This window comes from Pseudarthrobacter defluvii (assembly GCF_030816725.1).
In the GTDB taxonomy this organism is placed as follows: Bacteria; Actinomycetota; Actinomycetes; order Actinomycetales; family Micrococcaceae; genus Arthrobacter; species Arthrobacter defluvii_A.
Genome location: NZ_JAUSYG010000001.1, coordinates 3,019,650 through 3,036,154 on the forward strand (window position 1 = coordinate 3,019,650; position 16,505 = coordinate 3,036,154).

At 66.3% G+C, this 16,505-nt stretch carries 16 protein-coding genes; all 16 read right to left on the reverse strand.

Going from position 1 to position 16,505, the window contains the following annotated elements; all coding sequences use genetic code 11:
- Nucleotides 1–24 precede the first annotated feature (24 nt).
- Entirely contained in the window at nucleotides 25–738 is a 714-nt protein-coding gene (locus QF031_RS14085) for an FtsB family cell division protein (protein ID WP_307429243.1), read from the reverse strand.
- A gap of 123 nt (nucleotides 739–861) precedes the next feature.
- A complete protein-coding gene (gene eno / locus QF031_RS14090; protein WP_307429247.1) occupies nucleotides 862–2,142 on the reverse strand; it encodes a phosphopyruvate hydratase in 1,281 nt (426 codons plus the stop codon).
- 117 nt (nucleotides 2,143–2,259) lie between these two features.
- Nucleotides 2,260–2,850 (reverse strand): MazG nucleotide pyrophosphohydrolase domain-containing protein, encoded by a 591-nt coding sequence (locus tag QF031_RS14095; RefSeq protein WP_307433372.1) that lies wholly within the window; start codon nucleotides 2,848–2,850, stop codon nucleotides 2,260–2,262.
- A 58-nt stretch (nucleotides 2,851–2,908) separates the two neighbouring features.
- Complete coding sequence (locus tag QF031_RS14100; RefSeq protein ID WP_307429249.1) at nucleotides 2,909–4,045, reverse strand: adenosine deaminase; 1,137 nt, start codon at nucleotides 4,043–4,045, stop codon at nucleotides 2,909–2,911.
- 81 nt (nucleotides 4,046–4,126) lie between these two features.
- Complete coding sequence (locus QF031_RS14105) at nucleotides 4,127–4,852, reverse strand: DedA family protein (protein WP_307429252.1); 726 nt, start codon at nucleotides 4,850–4,852, stop codon at nucleotides 4,127–4,129.
- A gap of 134 nt (nucleotides 4,853–4,986) precedes the next feature.
- The gene (locus QF031_RS14110) at nucleotides 4,987–5,616 is read right to left on the reverse strand and encodes a DedA family protein (RefSeq protein WP_307429255.1); all 630 of its coding nucleotides are present in this window, start codon (nucleotides 5,614–5,616) and stop codon (nucleotides 4,987–4,989) included.
- 6 nt (nucleotides 5,617–5,622) lie between these two features.
- A complete protein-coding gene (locus tag QF031_RS14115) occupies nucleotides 5,623–6,933 on the reverse strand; it encodes a thymidine phosphorylase (protein WP_307433376.1) in 1,311 nt (436 codons plus the stop codon).
- A gap of 17 nt (nucleotides 6,934–6,950) precedes the next feature.
- Nucleotides 6,951–7,358, reverse strand: coding sequence for a cytidine deaminase (locus tag QF031_RS14120; protein ID WP_307429257.1), 408 nt, complete (start codon nucleotides 7,356–7,358; stop codon nucleotides 6,951–6,953).
- A gap of 5 nt (nucleotides 7,359–7,363) precedes the next feature.
- Nucleotides 7,364–8,689, reverse strand: a complete 1,326-nt coding sequence (locus tag QF031_RS14125; protein WP_307429261.1) for an ABC transporter permease — start codon at nucleotides 8,687–8,689, stop codon at nucleotides 7,364–7,366.
- Nucleotides 8,686–10,068: an ABC transporter permease gene (locus QF031_RS14130; RefSeq protein WP_307429265.1), complete on the reverse strand. Its 1,383-nt coding sequence runs from the start codon at nucleotides 10,066–10,068 to the stop codon at nucleotides 8,686–8,688. Before QF031_RS14130 ends, QF031_RS14125 begins: the two co-directional genes overlap by 4 nt.
- Nucleotides 10,061–11,647 (reverse strand): ABC transporter ATP-binding protein, encoded by a 1,587-nt coding sequence (locus QF031_RS14135; RefSeq protein ID WP_307429268.1) that lies wholly within the window; start codon nucleotides 11,645–11,647, stop codon nucleotides 10,061–10,063. Before QF031_RS14135 ends, QF031_RS14130 begins: the two co-directional genes overlap by 8 nt.
- 180 nt (nucleotides 11,648–11,827) lie before the next feature.
- On the reverse strand, nucleotides 11,828–12,937 hold the full coding sequence (locus tag QF031_RS14140; protein ID WP_442439601.1) for a BMP family lipoprotein: 1,110 nt from the start codon (nucleotides 12,935–12,937) through the stop codon (nucleotides 11,828–11,830).
- A gap of 254 nt (nucleotides 12,938–13,191) precedes the next feature.
- Nucleotides 13,192–14,208 carry an NADP-dependent oxidoreductase gene (locus QF031_RS14145; RefSeq protein WP_307429271.1) on the reverse strand — a complete coding sequence of 339 codons (1,017 nt, stop codon included), beginning with the start codon at nucleotides 14,206–14,208 and terminating at the stop codon, nucleotides 13,192–13,194.
- The gene (locus QF031_RS14150; protein WP_307429274.1) at nucleotides 14,205–14,636 is read right to left on the reverse strand and encodes an organic hydroperoxide resistance protein; all 432 of its coding nucleotides are present in this window, start codon (nucleotides 14,634–14,636) and stop codon (nucleotides 14,205–14,207) included. Before QF031_RS14150 ends, QF031_RS14145 begins: the two co-directional genes overlap by 4 nt.
- Nucleotides 14,637–14,680: 44 nt before the next feature.
- On the reverse strand, nucleotides 14,681–15,115 hold the full coding sequence (locus tag QF031_RS14155) for a MarR family winged helix-turn-helix transcriptional regulator (protein WP_307429278.1): 435 nt from the start codon (nucleotides 15,113–15,115) through the stop codon (nucleotides 14,681–14,683).
- A 186-nt stretch (nucleotides 15,116–15,301) separates the two neighbouring features.
- Entirely contained in the window at nucleotides 15,302–16,501 is a 1,200-nt protein-coding gene (locus tag QF031_RS14160; protein WP_307429281.1) for an amidohydrolase, read from the reverse strand.
- Nucleotides 16,502–16,505: the final 4 nt, after the last annotated feature.

Sequence of the window (16,505 nt, forward strand, 5' to 3'; positions counted from 1 at the left end):
CGCGGGCCGTCCTTCCTGTGCGGTTCAGTCTGTGGCCGCGCGCCGGATGGACTCCCACAGGGAATCCACCCACGGCAGATCGGCGGGGTCTTGTGCTGCTGCGCCGGCGGGGCTACTGCTTTCTCCGGCCGGCTCATCGCTGCCAAAAACCCAGTAGCCGGTTTCACCCGGCATAACCATGTTAATGCGGTCGCGGGCCTGCTGCTTGACGTAGTTGGGGTCCTGCCAGCGTGAAACCTGCTGGCGGAGGGCGTCGCCTTCGGCCTGGCGTGCTGCGATATCGGCGTGCAACGCGTCGATTTCGGCCTTTTTGTCGAAGAAGATCTTCACGGTGGGTGCCAGCATGATGGTGATGGCAATCATCACGACGGCCAGCGCGAGCATGCGCCCGGAGAACGCCTTGGCGGGAACGGGGTGCTGCTCATCTTCGCCGCCCCGGGTGTCCTTGCGGTCCGTGGAGCTGCTGCCCTTGCGGCCGGTGGGCGCCTTCGGTTTGGAACCCTCTCCCGCCCTTCCGGCGGCGGGCCGGCCCGAAGCTGCAGGCCCGTGGTTGTCCTTCGGCTTTGCCGTGTCCTTCGCTGCCGTGTTCCTGGCTCCCGCCCCGCTGCCGGCCGTTCCCTTGGCCGGGCGGAAATCCGCCCGGATGACCTCGGCACCGCCGGAGGGACCGGCGTCGGCCGTTTCCCTGGCTGGACGTGTGGGGGCGACCTTGGGGACTTTGGGGCGGCGGGTAGCCATGACACTCCTGAAACGCAGCCTGCCTGGGCCGCCAAAATCTGGGCTGGAAATGGTGCTGCCGGAAACAACAGCGGTGGCTATGGTCTTTCAACCATAGCCACCGCCTGCCGGATTACCCGGCTATTAGCCCTTGAAACGCGGGAACGCGCTGCGGCCGGCGTAGCGTGCGGCGTCGTCCAGTTCCTCTTCGATGCGCAGCAGCTGGTTGTACTTGGCTACGCGTTCGGAGCGGGCCGGGGCGCCGGTCTTGATCTGGCCGGCGTTGGTGGCCACCGCGATGTCGGCGATGGTGGTGTCCTCGGTCTCGCCGGAGCGGTGCGAGGTGATGGTGGTGTAGCCGGCCCGCTGGGCCAGGCTGACGGCGTCCAGGGTCTCGGTGAGTGAGCCGATCTGGTTGACCTTGACCAGCAGGGAGTTGGCCGTCCGGGTGTCGATGCCGCGCTGCAGGATGGCGGGGTTGGTGACGAAGAGGTCGTCGCCCACCAGCTGTACCTTGTCACCGATGGCGTCGGTGAGGGTCTTCCAGCCGTCCCAGTCGTTCTCGTCCAGCGGGTCTTCGATGGAGACCAGCGGGTAGTCGGCAACGAGTTCGCCGTAGTAGGCACTCATGTCGCTGGCGGACAGGGACTTGCCTTCGAACTGGTAGGCGCCGTCCTTGTAGAACTCGGAGGATGCGACGTCCAGGGCCAGGGCAATGTCCTTGCCCGGGGTGTAGCCGGCGTTCTTGATGGCCTCGGTGATGAGGTCCAGGGCTGCGCGGTTGGACGGCAGGTTGGGGGCGAAGCCGCCTTCGTCGCCGAGGCCGGTGGACAGGCCCTTCTGCTGCAGAACCGACTTGAGGTTGTGGTAGACCTCAACGCCCCAGCGCAGGCCCTCGGAGAAGGTCTCGGCGCCGATGGGGGCGATCATGAATTCCTGGATGTCGACGTCGGAGTCGGCGTGCGATCCACCGTTGAGGATGTTCATCAGCGGCACGGGCAGGACGTGTGCGTTGGGGCCGCCCAGGTACTTGTACAGCGGCAGGTCCGCGGAGGCTGCGGCTGCGTTGGCCACAGCCAGGGAGACGCCCAGGATGGCGTTGGCGCCGAGCTTGCCCTTGTTGGGGGTGCCGTCCAGGTCCAGCATGGCCTGGTCGATGCTGCGCTGGTCGGTGGCATCGAAGCCGGTCAGGGCCGGGGCGATCTGGTCGATCACGGCGTCGACGGCCTTCTGCACGCCTTTGCCCAGGTAGCGGCCCTTGTCGCCGTCGCGCAGTTCAACGGCCTCGTGCTCGCCGGTGGAAGCGCCGGAGGGAACAGCCGCGCGGCCGATTTGACCGTCGGAAAGCAGGACTTCAACTTCTACGGTGGGGTTGCCGCGGGAATCGAGGATCTCGCGGGCATGGATGGCATCGATAAGCGCCATGAATTTGCTCCTTATGGGCGATTAACGGGGGAATCAGGCAGAAAACTCGACGTACTCGTCAGGGACCAGCGTAGTCGAGAGTGCTCCGGGTTACTCAAACCGGCCAGGGGCCGGACGTCATGATGGCGCGTGGTCACTTTGCCCACTTTGGTTACGTTGGTAGCGGCGGACTGCGGACCGCAGCGCGCGCTCAGCGTCCATGCCGCTGTCCCGGGCGGAACGCACGACGGCGAGCAGCAGGCTTCCCAGTTCGTCCTCGCTTTCGGGGATCGGGACGCCCGCCGGAAGCTCCAGGCCCGCACGGGCTGCGCGGTCCAGCGACTTCTGCGCCCTGGCCAGCGCCGGGAGGGCCTGCGGGATACCTTCGAAGGCGTCCCGCCGTTCCGGCTTTTCGGCCCGCTTAACGGCGTCCCACTTCTGCTCGATCTCCTCGACAGTGGCGGGGAAGCTGTCCTGCAGGGTGCCGTCCGGCCGGAACACGTGCGGGTTCCGGCGGACCATCTTGGCACCCAGGCCGCGGGCCACGTCGTCGAACGTGAAGGCGCCGCGCTCCTGTGCGAGCCGGGCGTGCAGCACCACCTGGAGCAGGACGTCGCCGAGCTCGCCCTGGAGCTCGGCATCCGGGTGGCCGTCCTCGATGGTCTCGGCCACCTCATACGCCTCCTCGAGGAGGTACTCCAGCAGCGATGCGTGGGTCAGGGCGCCCATCCAGGGGCAGTGTTCGCGCAGCTGGGCGATGACCTCGATCAGGCGTTCGACGGGGGTTTCAGCCAAGGTTGGCGTAGGCGTCGTTGATGTACTCCACCAGCGCTTCCTTTTCCTCCAGGGGCAGGAAGGAGGCCTCTGCAGCGTTCAGGGTCAGCTCCAGCAGATCGTCGAGGTCGTAGTCGAATGTCTCCACCAGCAGGTTGAACTCGTCGGTCAGGGTCACGCCGCTCATCAACCGGTTGTCCGTGTTGATGGTGACGTTGAAGCCCAGCTGGTAAAGCATGTCCAGGGGGTGGCTTTCGATGCCTTCGCCGAATTCAGAGATGGCACCGGTCTGCAGGTTGGAAGAGGGGCAGATTTCCAGGGCGATGCCGCGGTCCCGGACCCAGCTGGAGAGGTCGCCAAGGGTGACCAGGCCTACGGTGTCGCCGGCTTCCTCGTCGTCGTCGAACTCCACCATGATGTCCTCGGCGATGCGGACCCCATGTCCCAGCCGCAGGGCGCGGCCGTCCACCAGCGCCGACTGGATGCTCTCCAGCCCGGCTGCTTCGCCGGCGTGCACGGTTGCCGGGAAGTTGTGCTGGGCAAGGAAGGTGAAGGCGTCCTTGAAACGGCTGGGCAGGAAGCCGTCCTCGGCGCCGGCAATGTCAAAGCCAACCGCACCCTTGTTGCGGTGGCGGATGGCGAGCTCGGCAATCTCCTGGCCGCGGTCGGCGTGGCGCATGGCCGTGATCAGCTGGCCCACCTGGATCTCACGCCCGCTCTCGGACACGGCCTCCACCCCGGCTTCCAGGCCTTCCTGGACTGCCTCCACGGCTTCATCAAGGCTGAGTCCCTTCTGGAGGTGCTGTTCCGGCGCCCAGCGCACTTCGCCGTACACCACGCCGTCGTCCGCGAGGTCCTCGACGAACTCCTTGGCCACGCGGAACAGGCCGTCGTAGGTCTGCATGACGGCGACCGTGTGGTCGAAGGTCTCCAGGTAGCGGACCAGGGATCCGGAATCGGCTGATTCGCGGAACCACTGCCCCAGGGCCACCGGGTCCGTTGAGGGAAGCGTGTGGCCAACGGCCTCCGCCAGCTCGATGACAGTGGCCGGACGGAGTCCTCCGTCCAAGTGGTCATGAAGGGAAACCTTGGGCAGGCTCTTCAGGTCAAAATCGATGGCAGGGGCAGCGTCAACAATGGGCTCAGTCACGTTCCCACCTTAGGGTGGGGCGGTGTTCAAAGCCAGCCGTTCAAAGCCAGCCGTTCAGGGCCAGGCGTTCAGGGCCGGGCGCTACTTGGCGGCGGGCCCTGCCTCTGCCGACGGCACGACGAGGGCGTGGGTGCCAGGCCGTTCCTCCTTGCCGGGGCCGGAGGACCCTTCGGCCCATTCGTCCGCCCCGGGTGCGTCATGCCGGCCCAGCCGCTTGTGCCACCAGCGCAGCAGGTGGTCGATGACCACGCCGAGGACAATAGCGAAGACGACGGCGATGCCGGCGCTTAGCAGCGGATTGTGGTGCAGCCAGGGGAAGGAACTGGCCAGCACGCCGATGCCAAGGGAGTAGCCCACCCAGGTCACGCAGGCAAAGGCGTCGAAGACGAAGAACCTGCGGTGTGAGAATCCGGTGCTGCCGGCCACGTAATTGACGGCCACCCTGCCCCAGGGGATGTAGCGGGCGGTGAAGATCAGCACAGCCCCGCGCTTTTCCAGCTCGTAGCGGGCCCAGGCGAAGACTTTCCGGACTTTCGGCCGGCGCATCCACCGCCAGCGCTCCAAGCCGATCTTGCGGCCGAGCATGTAGGCCATGTTGTCACCGGCGATGGCGCCGACCAGGGCGGTGAGGCCGAGGATCCAGAGATTGGGTTCACCGCTGTGCCGGGAGAACGCTGCAAGCGCCACAATGAGGGTCTCACTGGGGACCACCATGGCGAAACCGTCCACGAAGAAGAACACCAGCAACGCCGGGTAAATCCACCACTGGCCCGCTGCATGGAGCACGGCCTCATTAATAAACTCCACGCGGTGTTGCTCCTGTATGAAAAATGACACAGCCAATGTGCCGCAGCCAAAGCGGAAATCGCTCCTAAGTCTCCCATGCACCGGGGCCTGTCCGCTACGCCCGTATGCCCGGAATTACCCGTTAAACGCCCCTATCACGCCCCGGGTTCCCGGATCCGTTCCACCACGTTGGTTTTGCCCCGGAATTTGTTGATCACCAGGTCCACCACGATGCCGAGCGCTACGGCGCAGACGATGGCGATTGCGGCGCCCAGGAGATGGTTGTCCTCAAACCACTGGCCGAAGAACAGCCCGATCGCCACCGAGTACGCGGCCCAAAGGCTGGCTGAAAGGACGGTCAGCCCCACGAACCGCAGGTGGGGATAATGGGTGACGCCGGCCGTCAGGTTGACGGCCACCCTGCCGATCGGAACGAAACGGGCCACCAGGATCAGCGACGCAGGCCGCTTCCGCAGCTCACGGCCCGCCCAGCGGAACGCCGCCTGCATGCGGGGCCCGCGCATCCACGCCCACCGCCTGGTGCCCACGCGGCGGCCGATCAGGTACGCGATGTTGTCCCCGGAGAAGGCCCCTGCTGCAGCCACCAGCGCCAGGAGCAGCGGGTTGGGAACATCGGCGGTGGCAGCCACGGCCGCGAGACCCACCACCACCGATTCACTGGGAACCGGCGGGAAGAAGCCGTCAATGACGCAGCACGCCAGCACCAGGACCAGCACCCACGGCTGTCCGGCTGCGGCGAGGATGAAGTCATTGATGGCCTGCATTGGTCCCTATGCTATGCGGTCGATAATGAGCTGCTGGGCGGGCCGCGAACCTTCCGGAGCGATGACCGCGGCGTGTTCCAGGACTTCGCGGGCACGCGCAAACCGGTCCGGGGTGTCGGTGAGCAGCGTCATCAGCGGCTCCCCTGCACGCACTGTGGCGCCCGGCTTGGCATGCATGCGGACTCCCGCCCCGGCCTGGACTGCGTCCTCCTTGCGGGCACGCCCCGCACCCAGGCGCCAGGCGGCCACGCCAACGGCGAGCGCGTCGAGTTCCACCAGCACGCCGTCCGCAGGGGCGTAGACGACGTCGGATTCCCTGGCCACCGGCAGGGCCGCCTGGGGGTCGCCGCCCTGGGCAGAGATCATCCGGTTCCACACGTCCATGGCCCGGCCGTCCTTGAGGGCGGCGGCGGGGTCGGCGTCCCGCACTCCCGCGCAGGCGAGCATTTCCTCGGCGAGCCGCACGGTCAGCTCCACCACGTCGTCGGGACCCCCGCCTGCCAGTACCTCCAGCGATTCCTCCACTTCGATGGCGTTGCCGGCGGTGAGGCCCAACGGTGTGTCCATGTTGGTCAGCAGCGCAACGGTGTTGACTCCCGCGTCCTTGCCGAGCGCCACCATGGTTTCGGCGAGTTCCCGGGCTTTGGCCTCGTCCTTCATGAACGCGCCGCTGCCCACCTTGACGTCCAGGACCAGCGAGCCGGTGCCCTCCGCGATCTTCTTGCTCATGATGGATGAGGCGATCAGCGGGATGGCTTCCACGGTGCCGGTGACGTCGCGGAGCGCATAAAGCTTCTTGTCTGCAGGGGCCAGGCCCGCACCGGCGGCGCAAATCACCGCGCCCACGTCCTGGAGCTGGGCCAGGATCTCATCATTGCTGAGGTTGGCCCGCCAGCCGGGAATGGATTCGAGTTTGTCCAGGGTGCCGCCGGTGTGCCCCAGCCCGCGGCCGGACAGCTGCGGAACGGCGACGCCGAACACCGCCACCAGCGGGGCCAGCGGCAGGGTGATCTTGTCCCCCACCCCGCCGGTGGAGTGCTTGTCCGTGGTGTACTTGAGGCCGCCGTCTGGACGCCGGAGGCTGGAGAAGTCCATCCGTTCGCCGGACGCGATCATGGCCGCCGTCCAGCGGGCAATTTCGGTCCGGTCCATGCCGTTGAGCAGGATGGCCATATTAAGCGCCGCCATCTGCTCGTCCGCGATGGCCCCGCGGGTGTACGCGTCGATGGTCCAGTCGATCTGTTCGGGGCTCAGGGTCCCCTTGTCCCGCTTGGTGCGGATGATGTCGACGGCGTCGAACGCTTCGGCCGTGTTCACCGCTGCTCGGCTCTCGGTCACCGGGTCTCCTCAAGATGTTCGGGACCGAAGGCATCGGGCAACACCTGGTCCATGGTTTTGATGCCCTGGCTGGTCATGAGCTGCATGCCGGGGGCACGGAATTCGTACAGCAGCTGCCGGCACCGGCCGCAGGGCATGAGCACATTCCCCTCCCCGTCCACGCAGTAGAAGGCCTGCAACTGGCCCCCGCCGGTCATTTGCAGTTCCCCCACCAGGACGCACTCCGCGCAGAGGGTCAGCCCGTAGCTGGCGTTCTCCACGTTGCAGCCCGTGACGATCCGGCCGTTTCCGGTGAGGGCCGCAGCCCCCACCGGAAACTTTGAGTACGGGGCGTACGCATTCTTCATGGCGGCGACGGCGGCTGCCTCCAGGGCTGCCCAGTCCACGTCTTGTCGGTTGTCCATGGCCGTCATCCCTTGACGTAGGGGATGCCGCTGGCGGCCGGCCCCCTGGATTTGCCTACCAGGCCGGCGACGGCCAGCACGGTCACCAGGTAGGGCAGCATGGCCATGAACTGGCTGGGCACCGGCGTGCCGATAATGGTGACGATGCTCTGCAGGTTGTCGGCGAATCCAAACAGGAGGGCGGCGAAGAAGGCACCCACCGGGTTCCAGCGCCCGAAGATGAGGGCGGCCAGGGCGATGAACCCGCGGCCCCCGGAGATCTCCTTGGTGAAGCTGTCGATGGCCACAAGGGTGAAGAATGAGCCGCCGATGCCTGCCACGGCCCCGCCCAGGGTGACGTTCCAGAACCGGGTGGCGTTGACGTTGATGCCAAGGGTGTCCGCCGCCTGGGGGTGCTCGCCCACGGCGCGCACGCGCAGGCCCCACCTGGTCTTGAAAAGGCCCACCCAGACGACGGCGACAGCCAGGTACATGAGGTATCCCACCAGCGACTGCCGGAACAGGATGGGCCCGATGATCGGGATGCTGGAAAGGACCGGGATGTCGATGACGTCCAGTCCCGGCGGCGAGTTGAACTGGGCTTTGTTGGCCTGCATTACGGTGCTGAACAGGAAGCCCGTCACCCCGGACACCAGCACGTTCAGGACGACGCCGACGATGATCTGGTTGACCAGGTACTTGATGCTGAACAGCGCCAGGACCATGGACACCACCGCCCCGGCGATGGCCGCGGCCAGCAGCCCGACGAAGGCGTTCTTTGTCATGCTGGCAACGATGGCCGCGGTGAAGGCTCCACCCAGGAGCTGGCCTTCAATGGCGATATTGACCACGCCCACGCGCTCGCACAGGACACCCGAGAGAGAACCGAACACGAGGGGAACGGCAAGCGTGACGGATCCGGCGATAAGGCCGGCCAGCGAGATGGCGGGAGTGCGTGCGCCACCCACCACCCAGATGAGGAAGGCGGCCACAAAGATCACGATGAACGTGACGGGCACCCAGCCGGGAGCCGGCTGATTCCTTGTCTTCAGGTAGACCGCGTAACCGGCGAGCGCCACGAGGAGCACGGACAGCACGATGCCGCCGGCCGCGGCGTTGATTTCCAGTGCCGGGAGCTGGAAGAAATCGCCTTCGGTGGAGATACCGAAGCTGGCCGTTTGGCTGGGTGCAAGGAATCCGAAGAACACCAGGGAGACCAACGCGAAAACCGTGAGCAGGACGGGGGTCTTCCAGCTGACCGGTTTGCCTGCCCTCGCTGCGGAGGGGGTGTCGGCCTGGGCGCCCCCGGACTGAGGGCTGCCGGGCCTGGACGAGGAAACTGTTGTGCTCATGCGGCACCTCCGGTTGTGGCTGCCTGCCCGGACTTGGCTCCGCGCGCGGGCTTCCTGCGCCGTGGGTTCAGGCCGAAGATGGCCCGGACCAGCGGCGGCGCTGCGATGAAAAGGACAATCAGGGACTGGACCACCAGGACGATGTCGATGGGGGTGCCGGTCTGGATCTGCATCTGGACCGCCCCGGCGCGGAAGGCGCCGAACAGCAGGCCGGCAGCGAAGGTACCCCACGGCGTCGAACGTCCCAGCAGGGCAACTGTGATGGCGTCAAAGCCGTATGTGGCGGCCACGCCGTCGGTGAGTACCTTCTCGGTCCCGGCAACCTGTGCCACGCCGGACATGCCGGCGAGGCCGCCGGCAATGGCCATGACCAGGATGGTGGAGCGGGAGACGTTGATGCCGGCTGTCTGGGCAGCCTTGGGGTTGGCGCCCACGGCCCGGAACTCGAAGCCCACGGTGGACCGGTTCAGGAGCCACCAGACCAGGACCGTGGCGGCGATGGCCAGGATGAAGCCGAGGTGCAGCCGGTACTGGCTGCCCAGGATCTGCGGGTAAACGGCGCTGGGGTCCAGGATGGGCGAAATGGGGTTGGACTCCCCCGGCCGCTGGAATGCCGGTGTGTTCAGCAGGTAGCGCAGGAAGTACAGCGCGATGTAATTGAACATGATGGTCAGGATGACTTCGTGGGCTCCGGTGCGCGCCTTGAGCAGGCCTGCGAGTCCGCCCCACAGTGCGCCTCCGACGATGCCGGCCACCAACACCAGCAGCAGGTGCAGGCCGAACGGCAGGTGCAGGGCGAAACCCACCCAGGCGGCCAGGATGCCTGCCACGATGATCTGGCCCTGGGCACCGATATTGAACAGGCCCGCCCGGAATGCCAGCGCCACGCCCAGGCCGGCAGTGATGAGCGGCGTGGCGATGGTGAGGGTTTCCATGAAGGGGGCAAACTGCGCTGCCACCCCGTTGCCGCGGGGGTTGAACACCGAGCCCTGGAAGAGGGCGATGTAGGAGCGGGTGGCGGCATTCCAGACCGCCGTCAGCATGTCGGTGGGCCGGGCGAAGAAGTAGCCGGAGGTGGTGGCCACCTGCTTATCAGTGCTTGCGATGAGCAGGCCGCCGATGATCAGTGCCAGCAGCACCGCCAGGACCGACACCATGCCGCTCCCGGTGAAGATCCTGCGCAGCACGGTGTCCGTCCCGCCTGGCAGCTGTCCGCTCTGGGCGGTGGCAGGAACAGCCGAGGGCTGCATGGCTCCGCCTGCGGTGTCGACGGAAACCACTGAGGCGGTTTGTTCCCCGGCTGTGGTGCCCTGGCCGTTAGGGGGCGAAGAGGCGGACTGTTCGTCAGCCGCGTGCTTGGGGGAAGGCTGGTCAGGCATGGTCGGCTCCCTCGGTGGTGGAGGCAGGGGCCGGGGTACCGGCCTGCAGGGTCTGTGCGTGTTGTTCCGGCGCGTGTTCTTCGGGCGGGATGCCGGCCATCATGAGGCCCAGGACGTCTCGGCTGGTCCCGGCTGGGACGGTGCCCACCAGCTTGCCCTTGTAGAGCACCGCGATGCGGTCGGCCAGCTCCATGACTTCATCCAGCTCGGTGGAAATGATCATCACCGGGGTTCCCTGGTCGCGCTCGGCGACGATCCGCCGGTGCAGGAACTCGATGGAGCCAACGTCCACGCCGCGGGTGGGCTGTGAGGCGATGAACAAGCGCAGGGGGCGGGACAGTTCGCGGGCCATCACGAGCTTTTGCTGGTTGCCGCCGGAGAGGGTTCCGGCGGCGGCTGCAGCAGAGGGCGTACGGACGTCGAATTCGTCGATGCGTGCCTTGGCGTTCTCCATGATCTTCGCCGGGCTCATGCTGATCCCCTTGGCGAAGGGGGGCTTGTCATAAAGGTCCAGGACCAGGTTTTCGGCCACGGAGAAGGTGCCCACCAGCCCGTCCACCTTGCGGTCCTCGGGGACGAAGCCGACGCCGGCCTGCAGCACTTCCTTGACGGACCGGCCCACCAGTTCCTTGCCGTCCAGGACGATGGAACCGCTGACCCGCTCCTGCAGGCCGAGGATCGCTTCGGTGAGTTCGGTCTGCCCGTTGCCCTGCACGCCGGCAATGGCCAGGATTTCGCCGCGCTTGATGTGGAAGCTGAGGTGGTCCACCACGTGCTGGCCGTTGGCTGCGACGACGGTGAGGTCGCGGACTTCGAAGGTGGTTTCCCTGGGCAGGGCAGGGGCTTTGTCCAGGTTCAGGCTTACGGCCCGGCCCACCATCATGGACGCAAGTTCGGTGGTGGAGGCGGCAGGATCGGCGGTGCCCACCACCTTGCCCCGCCGGATCACGGTGATGGTGTCCGAGACTTCCTTGACCTCGCGCAGCTTGTGCGAGATGAAGACGATGGAGGTGCCGCGGGACTTGAGCTGGCGCATGATGTCCAGGAGTTCGTCGGTCTCCTGCGGCGTGAGGACGGCCGTGGGTTCATCGAGGATCAGGACCTTGGCGTTGCGCACCAGTGCCTTGATGATTTCGACCCTCTGCTGCACACCGACGGGCAGGTCCTCCACCAGGGCGTCCGGGTCCACGTCGAAGCCGTACTGGTCTGAAATCTCCTTGATGCGCTGCCGGGTCTGGTCCAGGTTGAGGAAACCGGCGGCTTTGGTGGGTTCGGCACCCAGTGCAACGTTCTCGGCCACGGTGAAGACCGGGACCAGCATGAAGTGCTGGTGCACCATGCCGATTCCCGCAGCCATGGCATCGCCCGGGCCCCGGAAGGTGACGGGCTTGTCATCGATGAGGATTTCGCCCTCGGAGGGCTCGTACAGCCCGTAAAGCACATTCATCAGGGTGGACTTGCCCGCCCCGTTTTCTCCAAGGAGGCAATGGATCTGGCCCGGCTCAACCACCACGTCGATGTGGTCGTTGGCTACCAGCGTGCCAAAGCGTTTGGTGATCCCTCGAAGCTCAAGTTTCAAAACTTTGACCAATCTCGAAGCGTCCGGTGATCAGACCGGACGGGATATATGGCTGCAGCACCAGCCTAGTGGCTGCAGTACCGGGAGGAGCCGGCCGCGCGGGGTAAACGTCAGGCCAGCAAAAAGCGCCACCGACCGGCCAGTGGGTGACGGACCGGCGGTGGCGCTTCCTGTGAGGGATCAGGCCTTGGGGCTTGCTGTGGACTCGACCTTCAGCTTGCCGTCGATGATGTCCTTCTTGATCTTCTCGAGGTCGGACTTCAGTTCCGCGGGGACCTGGGAATCGAGGTCGTGGAAGGGTGCCAGCTGCACGCCGTCGTTGGCAAGGGTGCCCACGTACGGGGTGTTGTTGAACTTGCCGTCCTTGTCCTCGGTGACCACGGTCTCCACGGCCTCGCCCATCTGCTTCATGACGGAGGAGAGCATGATGTTCTTATAGTCCGGGGCGGTGAGGTAGCCGTCGGAGTCGACCCAGATGAGCTTGACGTCCTTGCCGGCGGCCTTGGCCTCGTTGAGCGCGGCTCCGGCGCCCTTGCCCACGGGACCGGCCACGGGCATGACGATGTCAGCGCCCTGGTCCAGGAAGTTCTTAGTCAGCTGCTTGCCGACGTCCTGCTTTTCGAAGTCGCCGGTGAAGCTGCCGTCCTGGGCGTCCTTGTTCCAGCCCAGCAGCTTGACGTTCTTGCCCTTCTGCTGGTTGTAGTACTTCACGCCGTCGGCGTAGCCGTCCATGAAGATGGTGACGGTGGGAATCTTGATCCCGCCGAAGGTGGCCACGGTGCCGGTCTTGGTGGTCCCGGCGGCCAGGTAGCCGGCCAGGAAGGCCGCCTGCGCCGTGTCGTAAATGATGGGCTTGACGTTGCTGATGGGCTGGTCGTAGCCGAAGTCGATGATGGCGAAGTGCTTGTCCGGGTTAGCGGTGGCCTGGGCCTTGGTGGCATCGCCCAGCAGGAAGCCGACCGTGATGGTCAGGTTGCAGCCCGCCGTGACCATGGCCCGCAGGTTGGGTTCGAAGTCGTTGTTGGTCTTTGACTCGATCTGGTTGACCTTGATGCCAAGGTCCTTTTCGGTCTTCTTCAGGCCCTCGTAGGAGGACTGGTTGAAGGACTGGTCATCGAACCCGCCGGAGTCCGAGACAATGCAGCCGGTGTAGTCGCTGGCACCTGCTGATGCGGAGCTTCCGGCTTCGGGGGCTGCACCGCAGGCGGTGAGCACAAGCGCGGACGCACCGAGGGTGGCCACGCCGGCCATTGAACCGCGCTTGAAGCTGGCACGCAGTGATTTCTTCAATTTTCCTCCAGGGATGATGCGAGTGGCGCTACGGGCTGGAATTCAATGAGTGTCCGTTTCGGCGCTGAAATTCTGTTTTCACTGAAGGCACGCAGCACTGCGCCGAAGCGCACTGATGGCACTTACTTTAGTGGCCTGCGCCACGTGCCCATAGCACGCCGGGAGCCCATCCGGAGGATTGTTTACAAGTTGTTACCAAGCAGTAGGGGCACCGCAGAAGTGCGGTGCCCCTACTGCCTGGGTGCGGGCGGCGACTACAGCCGGACCAGCATCTTCCCCGTGTTGGCGCCGTCCAGGAGGTCCATGAAGGCCTGCGGTGCATTTTCCAGCCCGTCGACGATTGTCTCGTCGTAGCGTACGGTCCCGTCCGCCAGCCAGCCGGCCATCTTTTCCGCGAACTCGGCAGCGTGCTGCCGCTGGCCGCCCACCAGGAAACCGCGCAGGGTGAGCTGCTTGCCGATTGCCTGCATCAGGTTGTGGGGCGCCGGGGTTGGTTCGGTGGAGTTGTATTGTGCGATGGCGCCGCACATCGCCACGCGGCCGCCCACGTTGAGGACCGCCAGGGCGGCCTCCAGGTGCTCACCGCCCACGTTGTCGAAGTAGACGTCGATTCCGGCGGGGCCTGCGGCCTTCTCCAACTGCTCCACCACGGGACCGTCATGGTAATCAAAAGCGGCGTCGAAGCCGAGCTCCAGGAGGCGTGCCACCTTGGCGGGCGAGCCGGCCGAGCCGATGACCCGGGAGGCGCCCATGGCCTTGGCGATCTGGCCCACCAACGAGCCCACGGCGCCGGCCGCGCCGGAGACGAAGACGGCGTCGCCCGGCTTGAACTCCGCAACCTTCAGCAGGCCGGTGTACGCCGTCAGCCCCGTCATGCCCAGGGCGCCAAGGAAGGCGGAGGCGGGTGCCAGGTCCGTGCGGGCCGGGGAGGCAGCGCTGCCGTCGACCACCGCGTACTCGCGCCAGCCAAGGGAGTGGACGACGACGTCGCCCTCCTTGTGTGCCGACGAACGGGACGCGACCACCTCGCCCACCGCGCCGCCGTCGAGCGCTTTGCCGACGGTGAAGGGGGCGGAGTAGGACTTGACGTCGTTCATGCGGCCCCGCATGTAGGGGTCCACGGACATGAAGAGGTTGCGCACCAGGATCTGGCCGTCTTCGAGGGCGGGAAGTGGTGACTCGGCCAGTTCGAAGTTGCTGCTGGCGGGGCGTCCGACGGGGCGGGAGGCAAGCCGGATTTCCCGGGTGGTGGTTGCGAGGGCTGTGTTCATGCTGCGTACTCCAGGATCTTGAGGTCGACGGTGATGTTGCCGCGGGTGGCATTTGAATAGGGGCAGACCTGGTGCGCCTTGGCCACCAGGTCCTCCGCGGTGGCGAGGTCCAGGGCCGGCAGGGCGATTTCCAGTTCAGCGGCCAGCCCGAAGCCGGCACCGCCGTCGAGCTGTCCCAGGTGGATCTTCGCTGCCACTGCCGAGTCCGTCAGGTCGGCGCCCGCCTTGCGTCCCACCAGGCGCAGTGCGGAGTGGAAGCAGGCGGCGTACCCGGCGGCGAAGAGCTGTTCCGGGTTGGTGCCCTGGCCGTTGCCGCCCAGTTCAGTGGGGCTGGCCAGGTCCACAGCCAGCCTGCCGTCGTTGCTGCGGGCGGTACCGTCACGCCCTTCGCCGGAGGCAAGCGCCTCGGCGGTGTAGAGAGTTTTCACGAAAAGTGTCCGTCCTGTAGATGGAATGGTGCCTGGTTCAGCGCTCAGAGGGATTCATGCAGCGCGGCCGTGAGCTTGCCCAGGGTGGCCCGCAGTTGTTCGAGTTCATCCAGGGAAAGCCCGGCGGCGTCTGCCAGCCGCTGCGGGATGGCGGATGCCGGTCCGCTCAGGCTTCGCCCGGCGGGAGTCAGGTGGATCGCGACGCGCCGCTCATCCTCGCCGGACCGCCGGCGCTCCACGAGCCCGAGTGCTTCCAGTCGCTTGAGGAGCGGGGACAGGGTGCCTGAGTCCAGCCCGAGTTCCCCGCCGAGTTCCTTCACGCCCCGGGGTTCGCTTTCCCACAGCACCAGCATCACCAGGTACTGCGGGTAGGTAAGTCCCAGCTCGTCAAGAACCGGCCGGTACACCGCCGTGGCGGCCCGGGACGCTGAGTACAGCGCAAAACATACTTGCCGGTCCAGGCGGGGCGCGTTCGTCATACCTATACAGTAGGGCACAACTAAATTGTGCACAACTCAACTGGCTTGTTCGTGCCCCGCGGCGCGCTGTACGAGGCCGTCACGGCGCAGGGACTGCCCCTGCACAATGAGCAAGGGCTTCACTGCGCAGACACGTACGACGCCGGCACTCGGGCACGTGCCGGCGTCGTACTTTGCTGCGGGGTACTAGAGGTCCCGAATGGTACGCAGGGCCGCCGCGGTCAGTACCCGGATGCCCAGGCCCAGCGCGCGCTCGTCAAGGATGTAGTCGCCGCGGTGGAGGTCGTAGTCCTCGCCGCCCGGCGTTTTGGTGCCGAGGCGCATCATCGCGCCGGGAAGTTCGGCGAGGAACCAGGCGAAGTCCTCGCCGCCCATGGACTGCGGGGTGAGCACCACTGCGCTTTCGCCGATTTCGGCGCGGGCGGCGGCTTCTATGAGGGCCGTCTCATGTTCGGAGTTCACCACCGGCGGCACTCCCCTGGTGTGCTCCAGGTGGACGTCCACCCCGTAAGGCGCCGCCACCTGGTGGACCACCTCGTCAAGGAGTTCGCCGGCAGCGTGCCACGCTTCCCGGTCCAGGCAGCGCATGGTCCCTGCCATGTAGCCGCTGCCGGGAATGGCGTTTGGCGCCGAACCCGCGGTGATCTGCCCCCACACCACCGACACGCCGCTGCGGACGTCCACGCGGCGGGACAGGACAGCCGGAACGTTGACGGCGATCTGGGCCAGGGCGAACACCAGGTCCTCGGTGAGGTGCGGCCGCGACGTGTGGCCGCCCCGGCCTGACAGTTCAATCCGGATGGTGTCGGAGGCCGACGTGATGGCGCCGATCCGGGTTCCCACCCTGCCCACTTCGATCCGGGGATCGCAGTGCAGTGCCAGGATCCGCGGGACACCCTCCAGGACGCCCTGCTCGATGCAGGAATGCGCCCCACCGGGCATGGTCTCCTCGGCGGGTTGGAAGATGATCCGGACGGTGGCGCCGAGCGGTGTCTCCTGGTGCATGCGGTGCAGGACCAAGGCAATGCCCAGCATGGTGGTGGTGTGCACATCATGGCCGCAGGCGTGGGTAACGCCGTGGTTCTTCGAAGCGAACGGCAGGCCCGTCTCCTCGATGATGGGCAGGGCATCGATGTCGCCGCGCAGGGCTGTGGCGATGGGGCCTTCGCCCACATCCACCGTCAATCCGGTGCCTTCGAGGCGGCGCGGGCTCAGGCCGGCGGCCTCAAGGCGCTCGGCCAGCTTGTCGGTGGTGCGGAATTCCTTGAAGGACAGTTCGGGGTGCGCATGGAGGTCCCGGCGGAATTCGATCAGTTCCGGCAGGAGCGGCTCGAGCCACGGAGCCACCAGGGCGGTGGGCTCGGCTTCGGTAGTGTAATTGCGCACTGCT